Origin of the sequence: Bacteroides sp. 1_1_30 (genome assembly GCF_020982715.1) — a bacterium.
GTDB lineage: Bacteria > Bacteroidota > Bacteroidia > Bacteroidales > Bacteroidaceae > Bacteroides > Bacteroides xylanisolvens.
In genome coordinates this window covers 24,551-41,920 of sequence record NZ_JAJKHN010000059.1, presented here as the reverse complement: position 1 = coordinate 41,920, position 17,370 = coordinate 24,551, and the positions used below count along the sequence as shown (strand labels likewise).

Sequence of the window (17,370 nt, the reverse complement as noted above, 5' to 3'; positions counted from 1 at the left end):
TCTTAAAGTACCCCGGAATAGCCATGAATAAGGTTATTGAACATAAATAAGTAGCACGGAATTTGATTAAGAACCAAATCTTTTTCTGTAGAGGCGCGGATGGAAATTGTGTTTAGTTTATCGCCATACCTTCTTAAACAAATTTTTAATGCGGTTCCCCTGATTAAGCCTTTGATTATTTGCCGTTTCCGATAAAAATGTTATCTTTGGAGATAGATAATGTGCATCACATTAATTTCCTGTGCTCACAATGAATTAGAATCTAAATAACGGATTGTTTAATCTTCTAAAGTTTGCATGATGGAAAAGACAAAAATTGGCTTGAATGCCGGGAAAGTATGGCGCATCTTAAATGAAAAAGGTGAACTTTCAATGTTCGATTTGTGCCGTGAATTAAGTTTGACGTTTGAAGACGTAGCTCTCGCTATTGGTTGGCTGGCCCGAGAAGACAAAATCTTTTTGAGGAAAAGAGAAGGAATGCTTTTTGCCAGTATCGAAAATGTCGAATTTACTTTTGGCTAAGGTGGTAGCTAACCTACATTTAAGATGGATCTCCACTTTATTATTTACACTGCTAAAAAAGTAATGAAGTGGATCAGTAGGATTTTTTATGCTCGTTTTTACTATTCCCCCTATTACCCTGTTTGATAAGAACTTTCTTTTTTTGAAGCATCTAATCTACTTTTTCTGTACCTTTGCACCCCATAAACTACTAAACACATAAATTCATGAGTGCATTGAAAGGGCATCCGAAAGGCCTTTATCTGATTTTCGCGACAAGCACGGCAGAACGTTTCAGTTACTACGGTATGCGTGCGATCTTTATTCTTTTCCTGACGCAGGCATTATTGTTTGACAAAGAAGCGGCAGCATCCATCTACGGCAGCTATACCGGACTAGTTTATTTAACCCCGTTGATTGGCGGATACATTGCCGATAAATATTGGGGAATCCGTCGTTCCGTGTTTTGGGGAGCGGTGATGATGGCAGTCGGACAATTCCTGATGTTTATGAGTGCCTCCACTTTAGATAATACAAACCTTGCCCACTGGATGATGTATGGCGGACTAGGCTTCTTGATTCTGGGCAATGGTTGCTTCAAACCCACTGTCTCTTCTCTGGTAGGTCAGCTCTACGAACCCGGAGACAGGCGGCTGGATGCTGCATACACCATTTTTTATATGGGAGTGAATGTAGGCTCTTTTGCTGCTCCTTTGATTTGTGGTTATCTGGGTGATACCGGTGATCCGCATGACTTTAAATGGGGATTTCTTGCAGCCGGAATCATGACACTGTTCACCGTTGTTCTTTTCGAGACTCAAAAGAATAAATATCTTTTTTCTCCTTCCGGAGAACCGATTGGTATTATCCCCGATGCTAAACGTGAAAAGAAAGAAGACAAGGCCGACCATATCTCACACCCGAAGATGGACAAACGTACCAAAGTACGTAATACCCTTGTAATCACAATTCTTACCATTGCTTTAATAGCCTTCTTTAACTATGCATTTGAAGGCGATTGGGTGAGTATCGGCATTTTTACCGCCTGCATTGTTTTCCCTGTTCTGATCCTGTTAGACGGTTCATTGACCAAAATAGAACGCAGCCGTATTTTCGTTATCTATATAGTAGCCTTCTTTGTCATCTTCTTCTGGGCAGCCTACGAACAGGCGGGAGCTTCTTTAACTCTTTTTGCGTCCGAACAGACGAATCGTGACATTTTCGGTTGGGAAATGCCGGCTTCATGGTTTCAATCCTTCAATCCCCTGTTTGTAGTTGTCCTGGCATATATCATGCCGGGTGTATGGGGTTTCCTGAACAAACGAAAGATGGAACCCGCTTCTCCTACCAAACAAGCGATTGGTTTGTTACTCCTTTCTTTAGGTTATCTTTTCATCTGTTTCGGAGTGAAAGATGCTGTTCCCGGAGTGAAAGTGAGCATGATTTGGCTGACAGGACTTTACTTTATTCATACCATGGGTGAAATAGCTTTGTCGCCTATCGGACTTTCAATGGTAAATAAATTGAGTCCGCTGCGTTTCGCTTCCCTGATGATGGGAATCTGGTATCTGTCTACTGCCACAGCCAATAAATTTGCGGGAATGTTGAGCGGACTCTATCCGGAAGCCGGAAAAGTGAAGTCAATCTTTGGTTATCAGATTGCTACCATGTATGATTTCTTTATGGTATTCGTCGTAATGTCCGGTGTTGCTTCGTTGATTCTGTTCCTTCTCTCGAAGAAATTACAGAAGATGATGCACGGGGTAGAATAAAAAATCGTATTTTTGCAAGGTTATTTTTAAATTACCGGTTATGGATACCATTCAGATAAAAGACAAATTGTTTACCGTTTCTATTAAGGAACAAGAAATTCAGAAAGAAGTGATTCGCGTAGCGAACGAAATTAACCGCGATTTAGCAGGTAAGAATCCGCTTTTCCTTAGTGTGTTGAACGGTTCGTTCATGTTTACCGCTGATTTACTGAAGCACATCACCATCCCTTGTGAAATCTCATTTGTGAAGTTGGCTTCTTATCAGGGCATCACTTCCACCGGAGTGATTAAAGAGGTAATCGGCCTGAATGAAGACATTGCCGGACGTACCATTGTGATCGTAGAAGATATCGTAGACACAGGACTGACGATGCAGCGACTGCTCGAAACATTAGGTACACGCAATCCCGAAGCTATTCATATCGCTTCTCTGTTGGTGAAACCTGAAAAGCTCAAGGTAAACCTCAACATTGAATATGTAGCGATGGAAATCCCGAACGACTTTATCGTAGGTTACGGACTGGATTATGATGGTTTCGGACGTAATTATCCCGATATTTATACAGTAGTAGATTAATATTAAATAGGTACCAGTTTAAATGGTAAATAGTAAATCGTTAAATTGTAAATAACAAAATGTTGAACATCGTAATTTTCGGTGCTCCGGGTTCAGGAAAAGGAACACAGAGCGAACGTATCGTAGAAAAGTATGGAATCAATCACATCTCGACAGGAGATGTATTGCGTGCTGAAATCAAGAATGGCACAGAACTGGGTAAAACAGCTAAAGGTTACATCGACCAAGGTCAATTGATTCCTGATGAATTAATGATTGATATTCTGGCAAGCGTATTCGACAGCTTCAAAGATAGCAAAGGTGTAATTTTCGACGGTTTCCCAAGAACAATTGCACAGGCAGAAGCATTAAAGAAAATGTTGGCAGAAAGAGGACAGGACGTTTCTGTAATGGTTGATCTGGATGTTCCGGAAGAAGAACTGATGGTACGTCTCATTAAACGTGGCAAGGATTCCGGTCGTGCTGATGATAACGAAGAAACAATCAAGAAACGTCTGCATGTATATCATTCACAGACTGCTCCACTGATCGACTGGTACAAGAACGAAAAGAAATACCAACACATCAACGGCTTGGGTACTATGGAAGGTATCTTCGCTGAAATCTGCGAAGCAGTAGATAAATTGTAATAATACAATATTATAAATAAATAAGTCAGTAGCCGGAGTGTTCTAATTAACTGCTCTAACTACTGACTACTTTAACTCTTTAAAAAAATATGGCTGAATCGAATTTTGTTGATTACGTAAAGATATACTGTCGCTCGGGCAAGGGCGGAAGAGGCTCTACGCACATGAGGCGCGAGAAATATTGTCCTAACGGAGGTCCCGACGGGGGCGATGGTGGAAGAGGAGGTCATATCATCTTGCGCGGTAACCGTAATTACTGGACATTGCTGCACTTGAAGTATGACCGTCACGCAATGGCCGGTCATGGTGAATCGGGGAGCAAAGGACGTAGCTTCGGAAAAGACGGTGCGGATAAAATAATAGAAGTACCCTGCGGAACGGTAGTTTATAATGCCGAAACAGGGGAGTATCTTTGTGACGTAACAGAAGACGGACAGGAAGTTATTTTGCTCAAAGGCGGTCGCGGCGGTCAGGGTAACTGGCATTTCAAGACGGCCACCCGTCAGGCTCCGCGTTTTGCGCAGCCGGGAGAGCCGATGCAGGAAATGACCGTTATCATGGAGCTGAAACTGCTTGCCGATGTCGGTCTGGTAGGTTTCCCGAATGCGGGAAAGTCAACTTTGCTTTCTTCCATTTCGGCTGCCAAACCGAAAATTGCCGATTATCCGTTTACTACGCTCGAGCCCAACTTGGGTATCGTTTCCTATCACGGTGGAAAATCCTTTGTGATGGCGGACATACCGGGTATTATCGAAGGTGCCAGTCAGGGAAAAGGTTTGGGACTGCGTTTCTTGCGTCATATCGAGCGTAATTCATTACTGCTGTTTATGGTTCCGGCAGACAGCGACGACATTCGTAAAGAATACGAAGTCTTGCTGAACGAACTGCGTACCTTCAATCCTGAAATGTTGGACAAGCAACGTGTGTTGGCTGTCACCAAAAGTGATATGCTCGATCAGGAGTTGATGGACGAGATTGAACCTACATTGCCGGAAGGCATTCCACATGTATTCATATCTTCTGTTTCCGGTTTGGGCATCTCGGTGTTGAAAGACATCCTTTGGGAAGAACTGAACAAGGAAAGCAATAAGATAGAGGACATCGTTCACCGTCCGAAAGACGTGACCCGTCTGCAACAGGAACTCAAAGACATGGGCGAAGATGAAGACATCGTTTATGAATATGAGGAAGATGTCGACGATGACGATGATATCGATTATGAATACGAAGAAGAAGATTGGGAAGAAAAATGATTTCACTTACAAAACATAACGAGTTGAAGGGATATAAGTTACTGGAGGCATATCCCGAAATAGCTCATTTCGTAACTACGCGCCACGAAGGTATAAGCACCGGAGCTTACGGCTCTTTCAACTGTTCGCCTTATACCAACGACTCATGCATGAACGTCAATCGTAATCAGAGCTGGTTGTTTCAGTGCATGAATCATCAGATAAAGGAATTATTTATTCCTGAACAGAATCATGGCTGTGCCAGTCTGATTATCAATGAATCATTTTTTAAAGAATCATTGGAAATGAGACGGCTACTTCTGCGAGGAATGGATGCCTTGATAACTAATGTGCCGGGATATTGCGTTTGTGTCACGACAGCGGATTGTGTTCCTGTATTGCTGTACGACAAAAAACAACACGTTGTGGCTGCCGTTCATGCCGGATGGAAGGGAACGGTGAAGCATATTGTCAGTCATGTGATGGACCACTTGAATAAGATGTTCGGGACGCAAGGCGAAGATGTGATAGCTTGCATCGGGCCGAGCATTTCGCTCGAATCATTTGAAGTAGGTGATGAGGTGTATGATGCTTTTGAAGAAAGCGGCTTCGATATGTCTCTCATTTCTATGAAGAAGAAAGAAACAGGCAAATATCATATTGATTTGTGGGAAGCCAACCGGATTGAATTACTGAATCTCGGAGTGCCTGCAGAACAGATAGAAGTGGCCGGAATCTGTACCTATATTCATCATGATGAATTCTTCTCTGCACGTAGACTGGGAATAGATTCCGGTCGTACATTGTCGGGAATAATGATTAGAAAGTAATAATTGGTGTCTGTTATTGCAGGACGCTGATGATTGGTTTATGATAAGTTATGTTTGAAATAAAAGTATCTAAAGAAATAAAAGACGCATGTCCGGTTTTTGCCGGAGCCGCTGTGTATGCTGTTGTGAAAAATACAGCTTACAGCGAAGGGCTTTGGCAGGAAATCGACGCTTTTACCAAGCAACTGACTTCCACAACACAGATGGAAGACATCAAACATCAACCCGTTATCTTTGCTACCCGTGAGGCTTATAAACGTTGTGGCAAAGACCCCGGACGTTACCGCCCGTCAGCCGAAGCTCTACGCCGCCGCCTGATGCGTGGAATTCCTTTATATCAGATTGATACGTTGGTAGACCTTATCAACCTTGTGTCTCTTCGTACGGGACATTCGATCGGTGGTTTTGACGCGGACAAAATACAAGGTACGCATCTTGAACTCGGTATCGGCAAAGCAGGAGAACCGTTTGAAGGTATCGGACGCGGGGTATTGAATATCGAAGGATTACCTGTATATCGTGATTCTTTCGGCGGAATCGGAACCCCGACAAGCGACCATGAACGTACGAAGATGGACCTCGAAACTACTCATATCCTAGCCATAGTCAACGGTTATAACGGAAAAGAAGGTTTGCAAGAAGCTGTTGAAATGATACAGACCTTATTAAGAAACTATACAGAATCGGATGGAGGCGAAATCGTATTCTTCGAATAATTAGAATGAGTGCTCTAAGAAAAAAGACATGAAAAACATACTTATCTTACTGACAGTTTTATTATTGCCACTGACTGCCGCCGGGCAGGATAAATCCTCCTTCTCTGCCCGCGAAATGGCTGATGTACGGGTAGCTACTCCCGGATTATTTGCTAAAAGCAATCATATCTATCTGCATTTGGATTCTCTGAAAGATCACGAATATGCTTTCCCATTACCCGGAGGAAAAGTAATCTCTGCCTATGGAACTCGCGGAGGACATTCAGGAACAGACATTAAGACCTGTGCAAAAGATACGATTCGTGCTGCTTTTGATGGAGTGGTGCGTATGTCGAAACCCTATTATGCCTATGGAAATATCGTTGTAATCCGCCACGCTAACGGATTGGAAACACTTTATAGCCACAATTTCAAGAATCTGGTTAAAACTGGTGATGTCGTAAAAGCCGGACAACCTATCGGGCTGACAGGACGTACCGGTCGTGCCACTACCGAACATGTACACTTCGAAACCCGTATTAACGGGCAACATTTTAATCCGAATCTCATTTTTGACTTAAAAGAGAGAACATTGCGGAAAGAATGTATCAAGTGTACCAAGAACGGGAGTAAAATCGTTGTGAAGACTCAAATTCCTGACAATCGGATTGCTCAAAATAAAAAGTAAAGGGCTATCAGTAGTTGATGAATAGCCGGGAGATTATGACAAATTATGGCACAAATTTTATACAGACCGGCTTGTCTACTTTAATATCCTGCTGTACATCTGTTAATAGTCCTGTATCTGCATCTCTTTCATAAACTTGTATCACATTGCTATCTCTGCAAGCAACCAACAAGTATTTGCCATTAGGCGTGATGATGAAATTGCGTGGATGAATCCCTGTCAGTTGGTAGCCTGCTTTCGCCAACATTCCGTTATCCGGGTGAATACTGAATATGGCAATACCATCTGCTTTCAAACGATTGCTGGCATACAGGAATTTACCATCCGGGCTGATATGAATATCAGCACTTCCTTGTGCGTTTACCGTATCGGCAGCGATTGTCTGGATCTCTTTTAAATCTCCGTCTTTATATTCAAAAGCGATTACTGTGCCCGATAACTCATTAATCAGATAGGCGTAATGGCCATTTGGCGAGAAAGTCAGATGACGGGGACCCGAACCGGCTTTCACTTTAGAGGCAGCAGGCGATCCTTCTTTCAGAAATGCTTCCTTATTTTCTGCATTTGCAGCTGGGTTAATGATAAACTTATGTATTTGATCTGTACCCAAGTCATCGGCAAACAAGTATTTACCATCCGGAGTGATACGGACACAATGCAGATGCGGTTTCTCTTGTCGTTCCTTGTCTACTCCCGTACCTTTGAATTGTATAATATCGGAAGCGGGTAGGAGCGAGCCATCTTTTGCGATAGGGAAAACGGAAATGCTGCCGCCACTGTAGTTGGCGGTTATCACATTATTTCCACTGGCGATGATATAGCAGGGATCTTCACCTCCCGTTTGCTGTGAATTTAATAGTTGCAAAGTACCTTTTTCTTTATTGAAGGCAAATGCATTGGCGGCAGCTTGCGTACTATTGAATTCACTGACTGCATAGACGAATTTTCCGTCGGCAGATGGAACAAGATAAGAAGGATTTTCAATTTCCGTTTCACTTAAGGGAGTGGCAGTCCCGTTTTCTTCATTGAAGCGGTAGCTATATATCCCTTTACTGGTTCCTGATGTGTAAGTACCCACCAACATGGTTAGTTCGTTTTCCGTTGTATCGGTTGTTTCCATAGGAGTCTTTTTTTTAGAAGTACAGCCACTGATACTGATTCCGAATATGCAAACAGCGGCAAATGCTTTGAATATATATGTTTTAGATAGATATGTCTTAATCATAAGTAGCTTATTATTGGTTGATTTTTCATGATGCTTTTTCATCTTAAATATAAAATAGCTCCGTAAAGATAGTGCTTTGATATAATATTTGCTAACGTCTTCTCGTAAATTAGAAAACATTTCCTATCTTTGCACTCTTGGAAAGCGTTCTAAACAATCGCTATTCTGTACGAATAAAAATTTGGGGTTGACTGGATTTGACAGCGGGCAGAAATGGTAGGTAAGCATGCAGTGGGTCGGTAATTTCCACTTAAATATCAGTTATCAAAATTTTATCTGGCGAAACTAATTACGCTCTTGCTGCTTAATCGAATCACAGTAGATTAGCTTAATCCAGGCACTAGGTGCCAGGACGAGACATCACTCGGAAGCTGTTGCTCCGAAGCATTCCGGTTCAGTGGTGCAGTTACATCGGGGATAGTCAAAGGCGGCCTCGCACTTTTGATGAAACTTTAGAGGATAAGGCAGGAATTGATGGCTTTGGTTCTGTTCCTGCACGAAAATTTAGGCAAAGATAAGCATGTAGAAAGCTTATGATTTCCTCGTTTGGACCGGGGTTCGATCCCCCGCAGCTCCACTTTAAATGCTGATTTCTAGTGTTTTATGAGATTTGCACCCCGCTTTACATCCTAATAATGTAAAGCGGGGTGTTTTTGTTTTATTTAATATTTCTATTTTCTGTGATATTCATCTGTTCGTCAATGCTCGGGTCGAATCGGTCGTTGTATAGGTGGCAGACGGCTTAAATGTCAAGACTGTCACAACGGGACTGATCGGATTACTTTTCGTCTTTCTTGTTATCGAGTAGCTGTGATAATTCTTCCTCCACTTCCTCGATACTTGGCAAGGCGGATTTCAGATTTTCGGGAATGGCTTTGCTTAGCTGGTAGTCGCTTACTCCTATGGGCTGTGCATAGCCCGTTAGGGCATATTGTGCCACTACTTCATCTTTACCTTTGCAGAGCAACAATCCTATTGTCTTGTTGTCGTTTTCACCTCTCAACTGGTCGTCTACGATGTTGATGTAGAAATTCAATTGCCCTGCATATTCTGGCTTGAATGGAGTAGCCTTTAATTCTACGACTATATAGGAGTGAAGTTTTATGGAGTATAGGATAAGGTCTGCATAAAAATCGCTGTCCCCGACTTGGAAATGTTTCTGTTTGGCTACAAAGGCGAAGCCGTTCCCCATTTCCAATAGATACCTTGTGACGTGTTCTACAAGCTGTTTTTCAATATCCCTTTCATCTGCCAGTTCTTTTGTACCTGCTACATCGAATATATACGGGTCTTTCAGCAAATAGTTGGCTAAGTCACTTTGAGGGGTGGGCAAGGTCTTTGTGAAATTGTTGACTTTCTGTGTTTCTATCTGCCGTTTGAACAGATTAGTCTCAATCTGTATCTTTAATACGTTGCTGCTCCATCCGTTTTCAACGGACTGTTTCATGTACCAATATTTGTTTCCTAAGGGTAATGAGCTATCCAATAGTATCACATGACTGGTCCAGTTTATTTTTGAAATGGGGGAACAAACAAAATCCTTTTCAATATCATCAATGGATGTTTGCAGCATTGCGGAGATTGTCTTGTCTATCTTTTGAATTTGCGCAAGAGGCTCTTGCGTAAATTCTTTTGATTGAAATATATTTGTCTGAAATTGCGCAAGAGGTTCTTGCGTAATTGGTAAACAGTTCAGTTCATCAGTCAAGGATAGCATATTGGGGATTGTTGGCGTTCTCAACACCTTGTCACAAGAAAGCATTCTTTGTAATATCTCTAGTGGGTATGTTCGGGCAAACTGACACATATAGGTAAGGCTTCTCGCTGAATATCCTTTCTTTTCGGGATAGTGCATCTTGATAGCCTTTGAAATCTGACTTATGGCTTTTGGATAGCCTCTTTTTATTATGGAGTCATAAATGAAGCACTCCCACTTCGCGAACCATTTATTTTTATATCCGTATCAGGCAATAATCTTTTAATACGCTCTATTTCCTCTTTAGTAATCTTTCCATATAAACTCAACGATCCGATTTTTATTTTTGATATTTCGTCCGGTATATCAATTGTATCGATAAATTGGATATCCAACCTTTTTATTTCTTTGAGCTCCAACAGTACAGCCGGAAATTCTTTTACTCTGATATTGATGCCGCTTCCCCAGCCATCCTTTTGAGCATCAGCACTTAATTTACTTTTTAATCCTTCCTTGTTAACATCTTTCTTCCTGACCATCCAACCAATTTGCGGTCGCAGAGCAAAAGTCTTGCTGTTTTGTTCTAACCCGATGAAACCTGCCCAAAATTCTAATGGAGTTTCTTTGACAGCGTCGCCATATACTTCCTGATACTTTACATCTACCTTCACTATCTCATCAGGGAGACAATTTTTGCCTTCAAGCTGTTTCAGATAATTTCTTTTCCCTTCCTTATCATAAGGGAAAAACTTCACGATCCATCCATCAATAATGTTTGGGGCTCCGTATCGTTTCTGTGAATGATATTTAAACATGTTGCGCCAAAAGTTCTTATTAACTTCTCCTTTGGATGCTTTGACAAATTCTTCCAAAAGAGGTTCCAATTCTGAAATCCACCAATCGAGTTTGTATTCTTTCAAGCCTCTGGCTTTGTGCAGTAGTTTTTCCCAGTCCTCTGGTGTTCCTTCGAGAGTTATTTCAGGTATTCCACAGACAATGCGTATGATTATAAACTCAAAATAAGGTTTTACAGCCTCCATGATTGTTATTTCGGAAGCAACTTTCTCTAAAGAGGTAGTCGTTGAAAAATTGCAGGTGAGCAGTTCGGTCAGATGATTACCGGTGTATTGGGATATTTGTTCTGTAAATTGCGGGAAGATTTCCTCCCATGAAAGAGTAGGGTCCTCCAATTTTTTGTCTTCTCTTATAATTAAGGATAGTTTGCCGGAGAAATCAACAAGCTCATTTCTCATAGATTCCTGATTGGCATTGATATGGCGTGCAAATCCCTGGCTGATTAATAGCCAAATCATGTCCGGGGACAATACAAATGGCCTGTGATCCGCATAAGCCTGATACATACCGTTGAAAAAAGAATTAGGGCCAAAAGAAACGAGACTGTCGGGAGATTCGCTCTTTGCAATGATATGATAAGGAACCTTGATATTCTTCTCTTTTATCTCATAAGGCTCTATGTTCATATCTGATAATATAAGACTTTCGTAAATTTCATTCGGGGAGTCTAGATGAAGTAATTCTTCAGGCTTTGAAAGCTTTTCGACCTTAAAAGTGATTCCATTTTGAGCGAATGTGGAAACACTGCAAAATATGAATAAGCAAAATAATGTGTTTTTCATAATCTTAAAGAGTTGTATGGTGGCACAAACTTATTAACTACCTCTATATTTTGAATAGACGATATGCAAATATAATATTATAAGAACTGTCTTTGACAAGATATTGAATGTTTTTTTGACTTATATCTATAAAAATCATAAGCATATTATTTCTTGAACCGATAAGCAGGATTTATTCAGGAATTTATAGTAAGTTTGCTCTGCTAATCCTAAACAATGACGCAGAGAAAGATTATACATATCGACATGGATGCCTTCTATGCCTCTGTAGAACAGCGTGATAATCCAGAACTTCGTGGCAAGCCTTTAGCGGTAGGTCATGCAGAAGAGAGGGGAGTCGTGGCTGCTGCTAGCTATGAAGCCCGGCGTTACGGTGTCCGTTCCGCTATGGCTTCGCAAAAGGCGAAACGTCTTTGTCCCCAACTCATTTTTGTACCTGGCAGGATGGATGTTTATAAATCCGTTTCCCGTCAGATACATGAGATTTTCCACGAATATACGGATATCATCGAACCTCTGTCTCTGGATGAAGCTTTCTTGGATGTCACTGAAAACAAGAAAGATATTTCCCTGGCTGTGGATATAGCAAAGGAAATAAAGCAGAAGATACGGGAACAACTCAACCTTGTTGCGTCTGCCGGAGTTTCTTATAATAAGTTTCTGGCTAAAATAGCTTCGGACTATCGCAAACCGGATGGCTTATGCACCATTCATCCGGAACAAGCCCTTGATTTTATAGCCCGTCTTCCTATCGAATCTTTTTGGGGAGTGGGTCCGGTGACTGCAAAGAAGATGCATTTACTTGGCATCCACAATGGACTTCAACTACGGAAATGCTCTCTTGAAATGCTGACAGCCCATTTCGGGAAAGCCGGCGCACTGTATTATGAGTGCTCACGAGGAATTGACGAACGCCCTGTCGAAGCAATTCGTATCCGTAAATCCATTGGCTGCGAACGTACATTGGAACGTGATATTTCAGCCCGTTCATCGGTCATTATCGAACTATACCATGTGGCGGTAGAGCTGATTGAACGTCTTCAGCGAAAAGACTTCAAAGGCAACACGCTTACCCTGAAAATCAAGTTTCATGATTTTAGCCAGATAACCCGAAGCCTTACTCAATCGCAGGAACTCACCACCTTAGACCGGGTACTCCCACTTGCAAAAGAATTGCTTAAAAGTGTCGAATTTGAGCAACATCCAATCCGGCTCATCGGTCTTTCCGTCTCCAATCCAAAAGAGGAAGCCGATGAACAACACGGTGTTTGGGAACAGTTGAGCTTTGAATTTAGCGATTGGGATTGAAGGCGAAGAGGAAGAAATAGAGGAATGAAGAGGAAAGAATAGGGGATGAAAAAGAAGAGAATCAAAGAATGAAAAAAGAAAGAGGATTGAATATCCAAACAGATACTTTGTCTGAAGTAAAACAGATACTCTATTTGAAATAAAATAGAGCCTTTATTTGCCCTAAACAGAGCCTCTGTTTGGAATAAATAGAACCTTTATTTTCTCCAAAGGGAGCCTCTATTTTCTAAAACTGCATCTTTGTTTTTCCGAAATGAAAACCCGGTTTCCGTGTGACTTAAATTGTTTTTATAGTGACTTAAATTGTTTCTACAATGACTTAAATTGCTTTTATAATGACTTAAAAGCCTAAAATATAGCAATTAAGAGTACTATTTTTGAAGTATGTACTTTTTTGTCATCAGGTTCGTATGATTTACTCACCTCATTTTTTATCAGATACGTTATCTTTGCAATACTTAAATGAATGAAAATACCATGAATCGAATGAAACATTTATTTTGTGTTCTTTTACTAGCAGCTTTAGGAAGTTTTTCTTTCAAGGCAAGCGCTTACACCGAACGCAATATGCTGCAAAAAGCGGCAGACGAAACTACGTTGAAAAACGTGTTGGTAATGAAACAAGCATGGGTGCCTTATCCTGCTTATACAGATCGTGCCGCCTGGGATTCTTTGATGGGTCCCAATAAGCAACGCCTCATCGAAGCCGGTGAAAAACTCCTCGACTATAAATGGCAACTGATACCTGCCACTGCTTATCTGGAATATGAACGTAGCGGTAACCGTAAAATAATGGAAGTTCCTTATGACGCCAACCGCCAGGCACTTAACGCCTTGATGCTCGCCGAACTGGCCGAAGGGAAAGGACGTTTTATCGACCAATTACTGAACGGAGCATATATGAGCTGTGAAATGAATTCATGGGTTCTATCCGCACACTTGCCCCGCCAGAGTAGCAAACGTTCACTTCCCGACTTCCGCGAACAGATTATCGACCTCGGTTCAGGCGGATACGGAGCTTTAATGGCTTGGGTACACTATTTCTTCCGCAAACCATTCGACAAAATCAATCCTGTGGTATCCTTGCAAATGCGTAAAGCAATCAAAGAACGTATTCTCGATCCGTATATGAACGACGACGAAATGTGGTGGATGGCTTTTAACTGGAAACCGGGAGAAATCATCAACAACTGGAATCCTTGGTGTAACTCCAATGCCCTGCAATGTTTCTTACTGATGGAGAACAATAAGAATAAGTTAGCGAAAGCTGTTTATCGCTCCATGCAGTCAGTCGATAAGTTTATCAACTTCGTGAAATCCGATGGTGCCTGTGAGGAGGGAACCTCTTACTGGGGACATGCCGCCGGAAAGCTCTATGACTATTTGCAGATACTCTCTGATGGCACAGGCGGTAAACTGTCTCTGTTCAATGAACCGATGATTCGCCGGATGGGAGAATATATGTCCCGCTCATACGTGGGCAATGGCTGGGTGGTGAATTTTGCTGATGCATCGGCACAAGGCGGGGGCGATCCTTTGTTAATCTATCGCTTCGGTAAAGCTGTAAACAGCGATGAAATGATGCATTTTGCCGCATACCTGTTGAAAGGAAGAAAACCGTATGCTACCATGGGCAACGACGCTTTTCGTTCGCTTCAATCTCTACTTTGCTGTAATGAGCTGGCAAAAGCAACTCCGAAACATGATATGCCGGATGTAACCTGGTATCCCGAGACGGAATTCTGCTATATGAAGAACAAAAACGGTATGTTTGTTGCCGCTAAAGGCGGATTTAATAACGAAAGCCATAACCACAACGATGTAGGAACCTTTTCTTTATATGTAAATACAATTCCTGTGATTATTGATGCCGGTGTAGGTACATATACCAAACAGACGTTCGGCAAGGACCGCTATACCATCTGGACCATGCAGAGCAACTATCATAACTTGCCGATGATTAACGGAGTACCGCAGAAATTCGGGCAGGAGTATAAAGCTACCAATACCGTTTGCAATGAGAAGAAACGGATGTTCTCTACGGATATAGCTACTGCTTATCCGGCAGAAGCGAAAGTGAAAAGCTGGGTTCGCTCTTATGCTCTTGATGATAAAAAACTTATTATTGGTGATATTTATATGTTGGATGAGGCTATTGTTCCTAATCAAATGAACTTTTTAACTTGGGGCAATGTGACTTTCCCGTCAGCCGGAAAAATCCGCATCGAAGTAAAGGGACAAAAGGTGGAAATGAACTATCCATCACAGTTTAAGGCCGAACTGGAAACAATCAAACTGGATGATCCGCGCCTGTCTAACGTATGGGGCAAAGAGATTTACCGCATCACACTAAAGACTGAAGAAAAGAAAGTGACTGGTAAATATGGATTTGTTATTCAACAAGTGAAGTAGGATGAAATAGATTTTTAAAGCTAGAAAAAATAAAGTATAAACAATTAAATCACAGTAAGATGAAAAAAGTATTATTTGCCGGGCTTTTGGTCCTTGCAGGAGTAAGCGTAAGTGCGCAGAACCTGATAAAAAACGAAAAATTCGCCACTGAAGTAAAGACTAAAGTGACTAATGCCAATAAAGCTACCGCAGGAGAGTGGTTTATCATGAATAATGAAGCTGACGGTGTAACTACTATTGCCTGGGAAGAAACAGGAGATGCCAAATATCCGAATGCAATGAAATTGGATAACTCCGGTGCTGAAAAGACTCTCTCTTGGTATAAAGCTTTCCTGGGACAACGTATTACCGATGGTTTGGACAAAGGTATCTATGTTCTTACTTTCTATGCAAAAGCTAAAGAAGCAGGAACTCCGGTCAGTGTATACATCAAACAGACCAATGAGGAAAAGAATGATAATGGTAAGTACAATACTACTTTCTTCATGCGTAGAGACTATGACGCAGATGCTCAACCAAATGCTTCGGGCGCACAATACAATTTTAAAATTAAAGATGCCGGTAAATGGACTAAAGTAGTGGTTTACTATGATATGGGACAAGTGGTTAATGCAATTAGTAGCAAGAAAGCAAATGCTAACTTGGAAGTATCTGATACAGACGATGATGCTGCCATTCTGAAAGATTGTTATGTGGCTATTCTTTCCCAGAACAAAGGCGGCGTTGTAGAAATCAGCGACGTAACATTGAAAAAGAAATAAAGAGCAAAGGATTTAATATAGTAGGTTAACAAAAAAATAGGGCAGTGAAGTAGTGATACTTCGTTGCCCTATTTCTTTTGTTATATGAATATAATGGAGAGTTCCGAATAAATAAATGTATGAAACTGTCAATCTCCCTTCGGGACTGATTTCATGCGATTTATTGAATACCGAGTTTCTTCTTCAGTTCCTTAGGCAGAGAATCTTTGTGTACCATCACACAGATTGTTTTAGCACGTACATAGCTTTCAGACATATTCAGATTACCTCCGGATTTGTTGCTTTCCGCTCCCCAGGAATTCTTGGTGATATAATATTTAGTACCATTCTGATCTTTCACAATACCGGTGATGTGCATCAGGTGGTCGTCAGTTGTCACAAACTTCTCGTAACCATCCTGACGGATTTCCGGTGTTACGTTGATTTCCGGATAAGGATGCTCAAACTTGAACACTTCGTCCATTCGTTGATATTTTGGCATTTTCTCAAAACGGGCACGGTCGGTAGTCGAGTAATCTTTCACATCCTCCACTTGCGGATTAATGGCGATTCCGTTCTTGAAAGAGAAACCCTGTTCGCTTACGTCACCGTCCCAACATACGGTATATCCTTTGTTCAGTGCATAGTCGATAGCCCCGATCAGTTCGTCCAACGGAAGATTATACATTGGCTGGTTTTCCCAGTTGTCGGGAACTTCAGGTGAGAATGTCTCATAATAAGGCTTGTGAGTGAAGCTGGTCAGTTCAACATAATCATCCATATTCAATCCCAGACTTTCTGTGAAAGATTGAGGAGTATATTCTTTTCCTTTATAAGTAAATTTTTCAGGAAGCTTGCCCAGATAAATATCGAACAGATTATTAATAAGCGCATCAAATTGCGGAGTACGCTTTTTAGATTCAATATTTGCGTCTACCAATGCTTTGAGATAGCGTGACAATGCTCCGTGATTGTGGTCTTTGTTATCGCCCAGCAATCCGGTGTACACTTCTTCCGGAACGATTCCCGCTTTCTTATATGCGTTTTTGAAAGTGTGTGCCAAACTTCCTTCACCGATACTTCCTTTACCACGACGGAGATAATTGTCCTCCATCTGATTCATGTACTTTTGGCGGACGATAAACATTTCCGAGAGATCATATTCTCCTTTTCCCATTCGGAGCAGTTCCGACTCCATGAAAGAAGCGGTGGCAAAGCACCAACAGGTTCCTGTGGAACCCTGATCTTTAACAGGCGTTGCTTGGTGGGACACAACGGTTGTGAACTCATAACCAGGTGTTTGTGCAAAAGAGGTTACGACCAATAAGAGGAGCGCAACCGACATAAATAGCTTTTTCATAATGTGTTTTATTATCTTTCTTCTGCAAATGTATAAAAAAAGCGAAGATACTCGAAAGTTCCTCGCTC

Annotated in this window: 15 protein-coding genes and 1 other RNA gene; 12 read left to right on the top strand and 4 right to left on the bottom strand. The window is 41.6% G+C overall.

What is annotated here, in order from left to right; translation table 11 throughout:
- Window positions 1-297 precede the first annotated feature (297 nt).
- The 8 genes from LPH68_RS17245 to LPH68_RS17210 all read left to right on the top strand — a co-directional run bounded on the left by LPH68_RS17245 (window position 298) and on the right by LPH68_RS17210 (window position 6,924).
- Window positions 298-522 (top strand): winged helix-turn-helix domain-containing protein, encoded by a 225-nt coding sequence (locus tag LPH68_RS17245; RefSeq protein ID WP_004301899.1) that lies wholly within the window; start codon window positions 298-300, stop codon window positions 520-522.
- Between the two features lie 206 nt (window positions 523-728).
- A complete protein-coding gene (locus LPH68_RS17240) occupies window positions 729-2,273 on the top strand; it encodes a peptide MFS transporter (RefSeq protein ID WP_004325025.1) in 1,545 nt (514 codons plus the stop codon).
- A gap of 40 nt (window positions 2,274-2,313) precedes the next feature.
- Window positions 2,314-2,850, top strand: coding sequence for a hypoxanthine phosphoribosyltransferase (gene hpt / locus LPH68_RS17235; protein WP_004308350.1), 537 nt, complete (start codon window positions 2,314-2,316; stop codon window positions 2,848-2,850).
- Between the two features lie 59 nt (window positions 2,851-2,909).
- Complete coding sequence (locus LPH68_RS17230) at window positions 2,910-3,479, top strand: adenylate kinase (protein ID WP_004301902.1); 570 nt, start codon at window positions 2,910-2,912, stop codon at window positions 3,477-3,479.
- A gap of 89 nt (window positions 3,480-3,568) precedes the next feature.
- Window positions 3,569-4,732, top strand: coding sequence for a GTPase ObgE (gene obgE / locus LPH68_RS17225; RefSeq protein ID WP_004315272.1), 1,164 nt, complete (start codon window positions 3,569-3,571; stop codon window positions 4,730-4,732).
- The gene (pgeF, locus tag LPH68_RS17220; protein ID WP_151923743.1) at window positions 4,729-5,541 is read left to right on the top strand and encodes a peptidoglycan editing factor PgeF; all 813 of its coding nucleotides are present in this window, start codon (window positions 4,729-4,731) and stop codon (window positions 5,539-5,541) included. Before obgE ends, pgeF begins: the two co-directional genes overlap by 4 nt.
- A 50-nt stretch (window positions 5,542-5,591) precedes the next feature.
- A complete protein-coding gene (locus LPH68_RS17215) occupies window positions 5,592-6,257 on the top strand; it encodes a B3/4 domain-containing protein (RefSeq protein ID WP_049703270.1) in 666 nt (221 codons plus the stop codon).
- A gap of 28 nt (window positions 6,258-6,285) precedes the next feature.
- Window positions 6,286-6,924, top strand: coding sequence for a M23 family metallopeptidase (locus tag LPH68_RS17210; protein ID WP_004301906.1), 639 nt, complete (start codon window positions 6,286-6,288; stop codon window positions 6,922-6,924).
- A 43-nt stretch (window positions 6,925-6,967) separates the two neighbouring features.
- Here LPH68_RS17210 and LPH68_RS17205 read toward each other — a convergent pair whose 3' ends face one another.
- Entirely contained in the window at window positions 6,968-8,149 is a 1,182-nt protein-coding gene (locus LPH68_RS17205; RefSeq protein ID WP_052588018.1) for a lactonase family protein, read from the bottom strand.
- Between the two features lie 183 nt (window positions 8,150-8,332).
- On the opposite strand from LPH68_RS17205, the gene ssrA reads away from it, so the two are divergent.
- Window positions 8,333-8,729, top strand: a transfer-messenger RNA (tmRNA) gene (gene ssrA, locus LPH68_RS17200).
- A 198-nt stretch (window positions 8,730-8,927) separates the two neighbouring features.
- Here ssrA and LPH68_RS17195 read toward each other — a convergent pair.
- Window positions 8,928-10,070: a YhcG family protein gene (locus LPH68_RS17195; protein WP_074726650.1), complete on the bottom strand. Its 1,143-nt coding sequence runs from the start codon at window positions 10,068-10,070 to the stop codon at window positions 8,928-8,930.
- A complete protein-coding gene (locus LPH68_RS17190; RefSeq protein WP_004301909.1) occupies window positions 10,055-11,482 on the bottom strand; it encodes a DUF4419 domain-containing protein in 1,428 nt (475 codons plus the stop codon). The genes LPH68_RS17195 and LPH68_RS17190 overlap by 16 nt, the downstream gene beginning before the upstream one ends.
- Before the next feature lie 216 nt (window positions 11,483-11,698).
- Between LPH68_RS17190 and dinB the strand changes: the two genes are divergently transcribed.
- The 3 genes from dinB (at window position 11,699) to LPH68_RS17175 (ending at window position 15,963) form a co-directional block, all read left to right on the top strand.
- The gene (dinB, locus tag LPH68_RS17185) at window positions 11,699-12,790 is read left to right on the top strand and encodes a DNA polymerase IV (RefSeq protein WP_004301910.1); all 1,092 of its coding nucleotides are present in this window, start codon (window positions 11,699-11,701) and stop codon (window positions 12,788-12,790) included.
- Window positions 12,791-13,267: 477 nt separating this feature from the next.
- Window positions 13,268-15,202 carry a heparinase II/III family protein gene (locus tag LPH68_RS17180; protein ID WP_151923742.1) on the top strand — a complete coding sequence of 645 codons (1,935 nt, stop codon included), beginning with the start codon at window positions 13,268-13,270 and terminating at the stop codon, window positions 15,200-15,202.
- A gap of 59 nt (window positions 15,203-15,261) precedes the next feature.
- Window positions 15,262-15,963 (top strand): DUF4627 domain-containing protein, encoded by a 702-nt coding sequence (locus LPH68_RS17175; RefSeq protein ID WP_004301912.1) that lies wholly within the window; start codon window positions 15,262-15,264, stop codon window positions 15,961-15,963.
- Between the two features lie 160 nt (window positions 15,964-16,123).
- On the opposite strand, the gene LPH68_RS17170 is transcribed toward LPH68_RS17175, so the two are convergent.
- Window positions 16,124-17,302 carry a C1 family peptidase gene (locus tag LPH68_RS17170; protein WP_004301913.1) on the bottom strand — a complete coding sequence of 393 codons (1,179 nt, stop codon included), beginning with the start codon at window positions 17,300-17,302 and terminating at the stop codon, window positions 16,124-16,126.
- Window positions 17,303-17,370: the final 68 nt, after the last annotated feature.

What these genes read in the sequence shown, in the direction of transcription:
- LPH68_RS17245 (WP_004301899.1), top strand. Translation starts at nt 298, where the DNA reads ATGATGGAAAAGACAAAAATTGGCTTGAATGCCGGGAAAGTATGGCGC.
- LPH68_RS17240 (WP_004325025.1), top strand. Translation starts at nt 729, where the DNA reads ATGAGTGCATTGAAAGGGCATCCGAAAGGCCTTTATCTGATTTTCGCG.
- hpt (WP_004308350.1), top strand. Translation starts at nt 2,314, where the DNA reads ATGGATACCATTCAGATAAAAGACAAATTGTTTACCGTTTCTATTAAG.
- LPH68_RS17230 (WP_004301902.1), top strand. Translation starts at nt 2,910, where the DNA reads ATGTTGAACATCGTAATTTTCGGTGCTCCGGGTTCAGGAAAAGGAACA.
- obgE (WP_004315272.1), top strand. Translation starts at nt 3,569, where the DNA reads ATGGCTGAATCGAATTTTGTTGATTACGTAAAGATATACTGTCGCTCG.
- pgeF (WP_151923743.1), top strand. Translation starts at nt 4,729, where the DNA reads ATGATTTCACTTACAAAACATAACGAGTTGAAGGGATATAAGTTACTG.
- LPH68_RS17215 (WP_049703270.1), top strand. Translation starts at nt 5,592, where the DNA reads ATGTTTGAAATAAAAGTATCTAAAGAAATAAAAGACGCATGTCCGGTT.
- LPH68_RS17210 (WP_004301906.1), top strand. Translation starts at nt 6,286, where the DNA reads ATGAAAAACATACTTATCTTACTGACAGTTTTATTATTGCCACTGACT.
- LPH68_RS17205 (WP_052588018.1), bottom strand. Translation starts at nt 8,149, where the DNA reads ATGATTAAGACATATCTATCTAAAACATATATATTCAAAGCATTTGCC.
- LPH68_RS17190 (WP_004301909.1), bottom strand. Translation starts at nt 11,482, where the DNA reads ATGAAAAACACATTATTTTGCTTATTCATATTTTGCAGTGTTTCCACA.
- dinB (WP_004301910.1), top strand. Translation starts at nt 11,699, where the DNA reads ATGACGCAGAGAAAGATTATACATATCGACATGGATGCCTTCTATGCC.
- LPH68_RS17180 (WP_151923742.1), top strand. Translation starts at nt 13,268, where the DNA reads ATGAATCGAATGAAACATTTATTTTGTGTTCTTTTACTAGCAGCTTTA.
- LPH68_RS17175 (WP_004301912.1), top strand. Translation starts at nt 15,262, where the DNA reads ATGAAAAAAGTATTATTTGCCGGGCTTTTGGTCCTTGCAGGAGTAAGC.
- LPH68_RS17170 (WP_004301913.1), bottom strand. Translation starts at nt 17,302, where the DNA reads ATGAAAAAGCTATTTATGTCGGTTGCGCTCCTCTTATTGGTCGTAACC.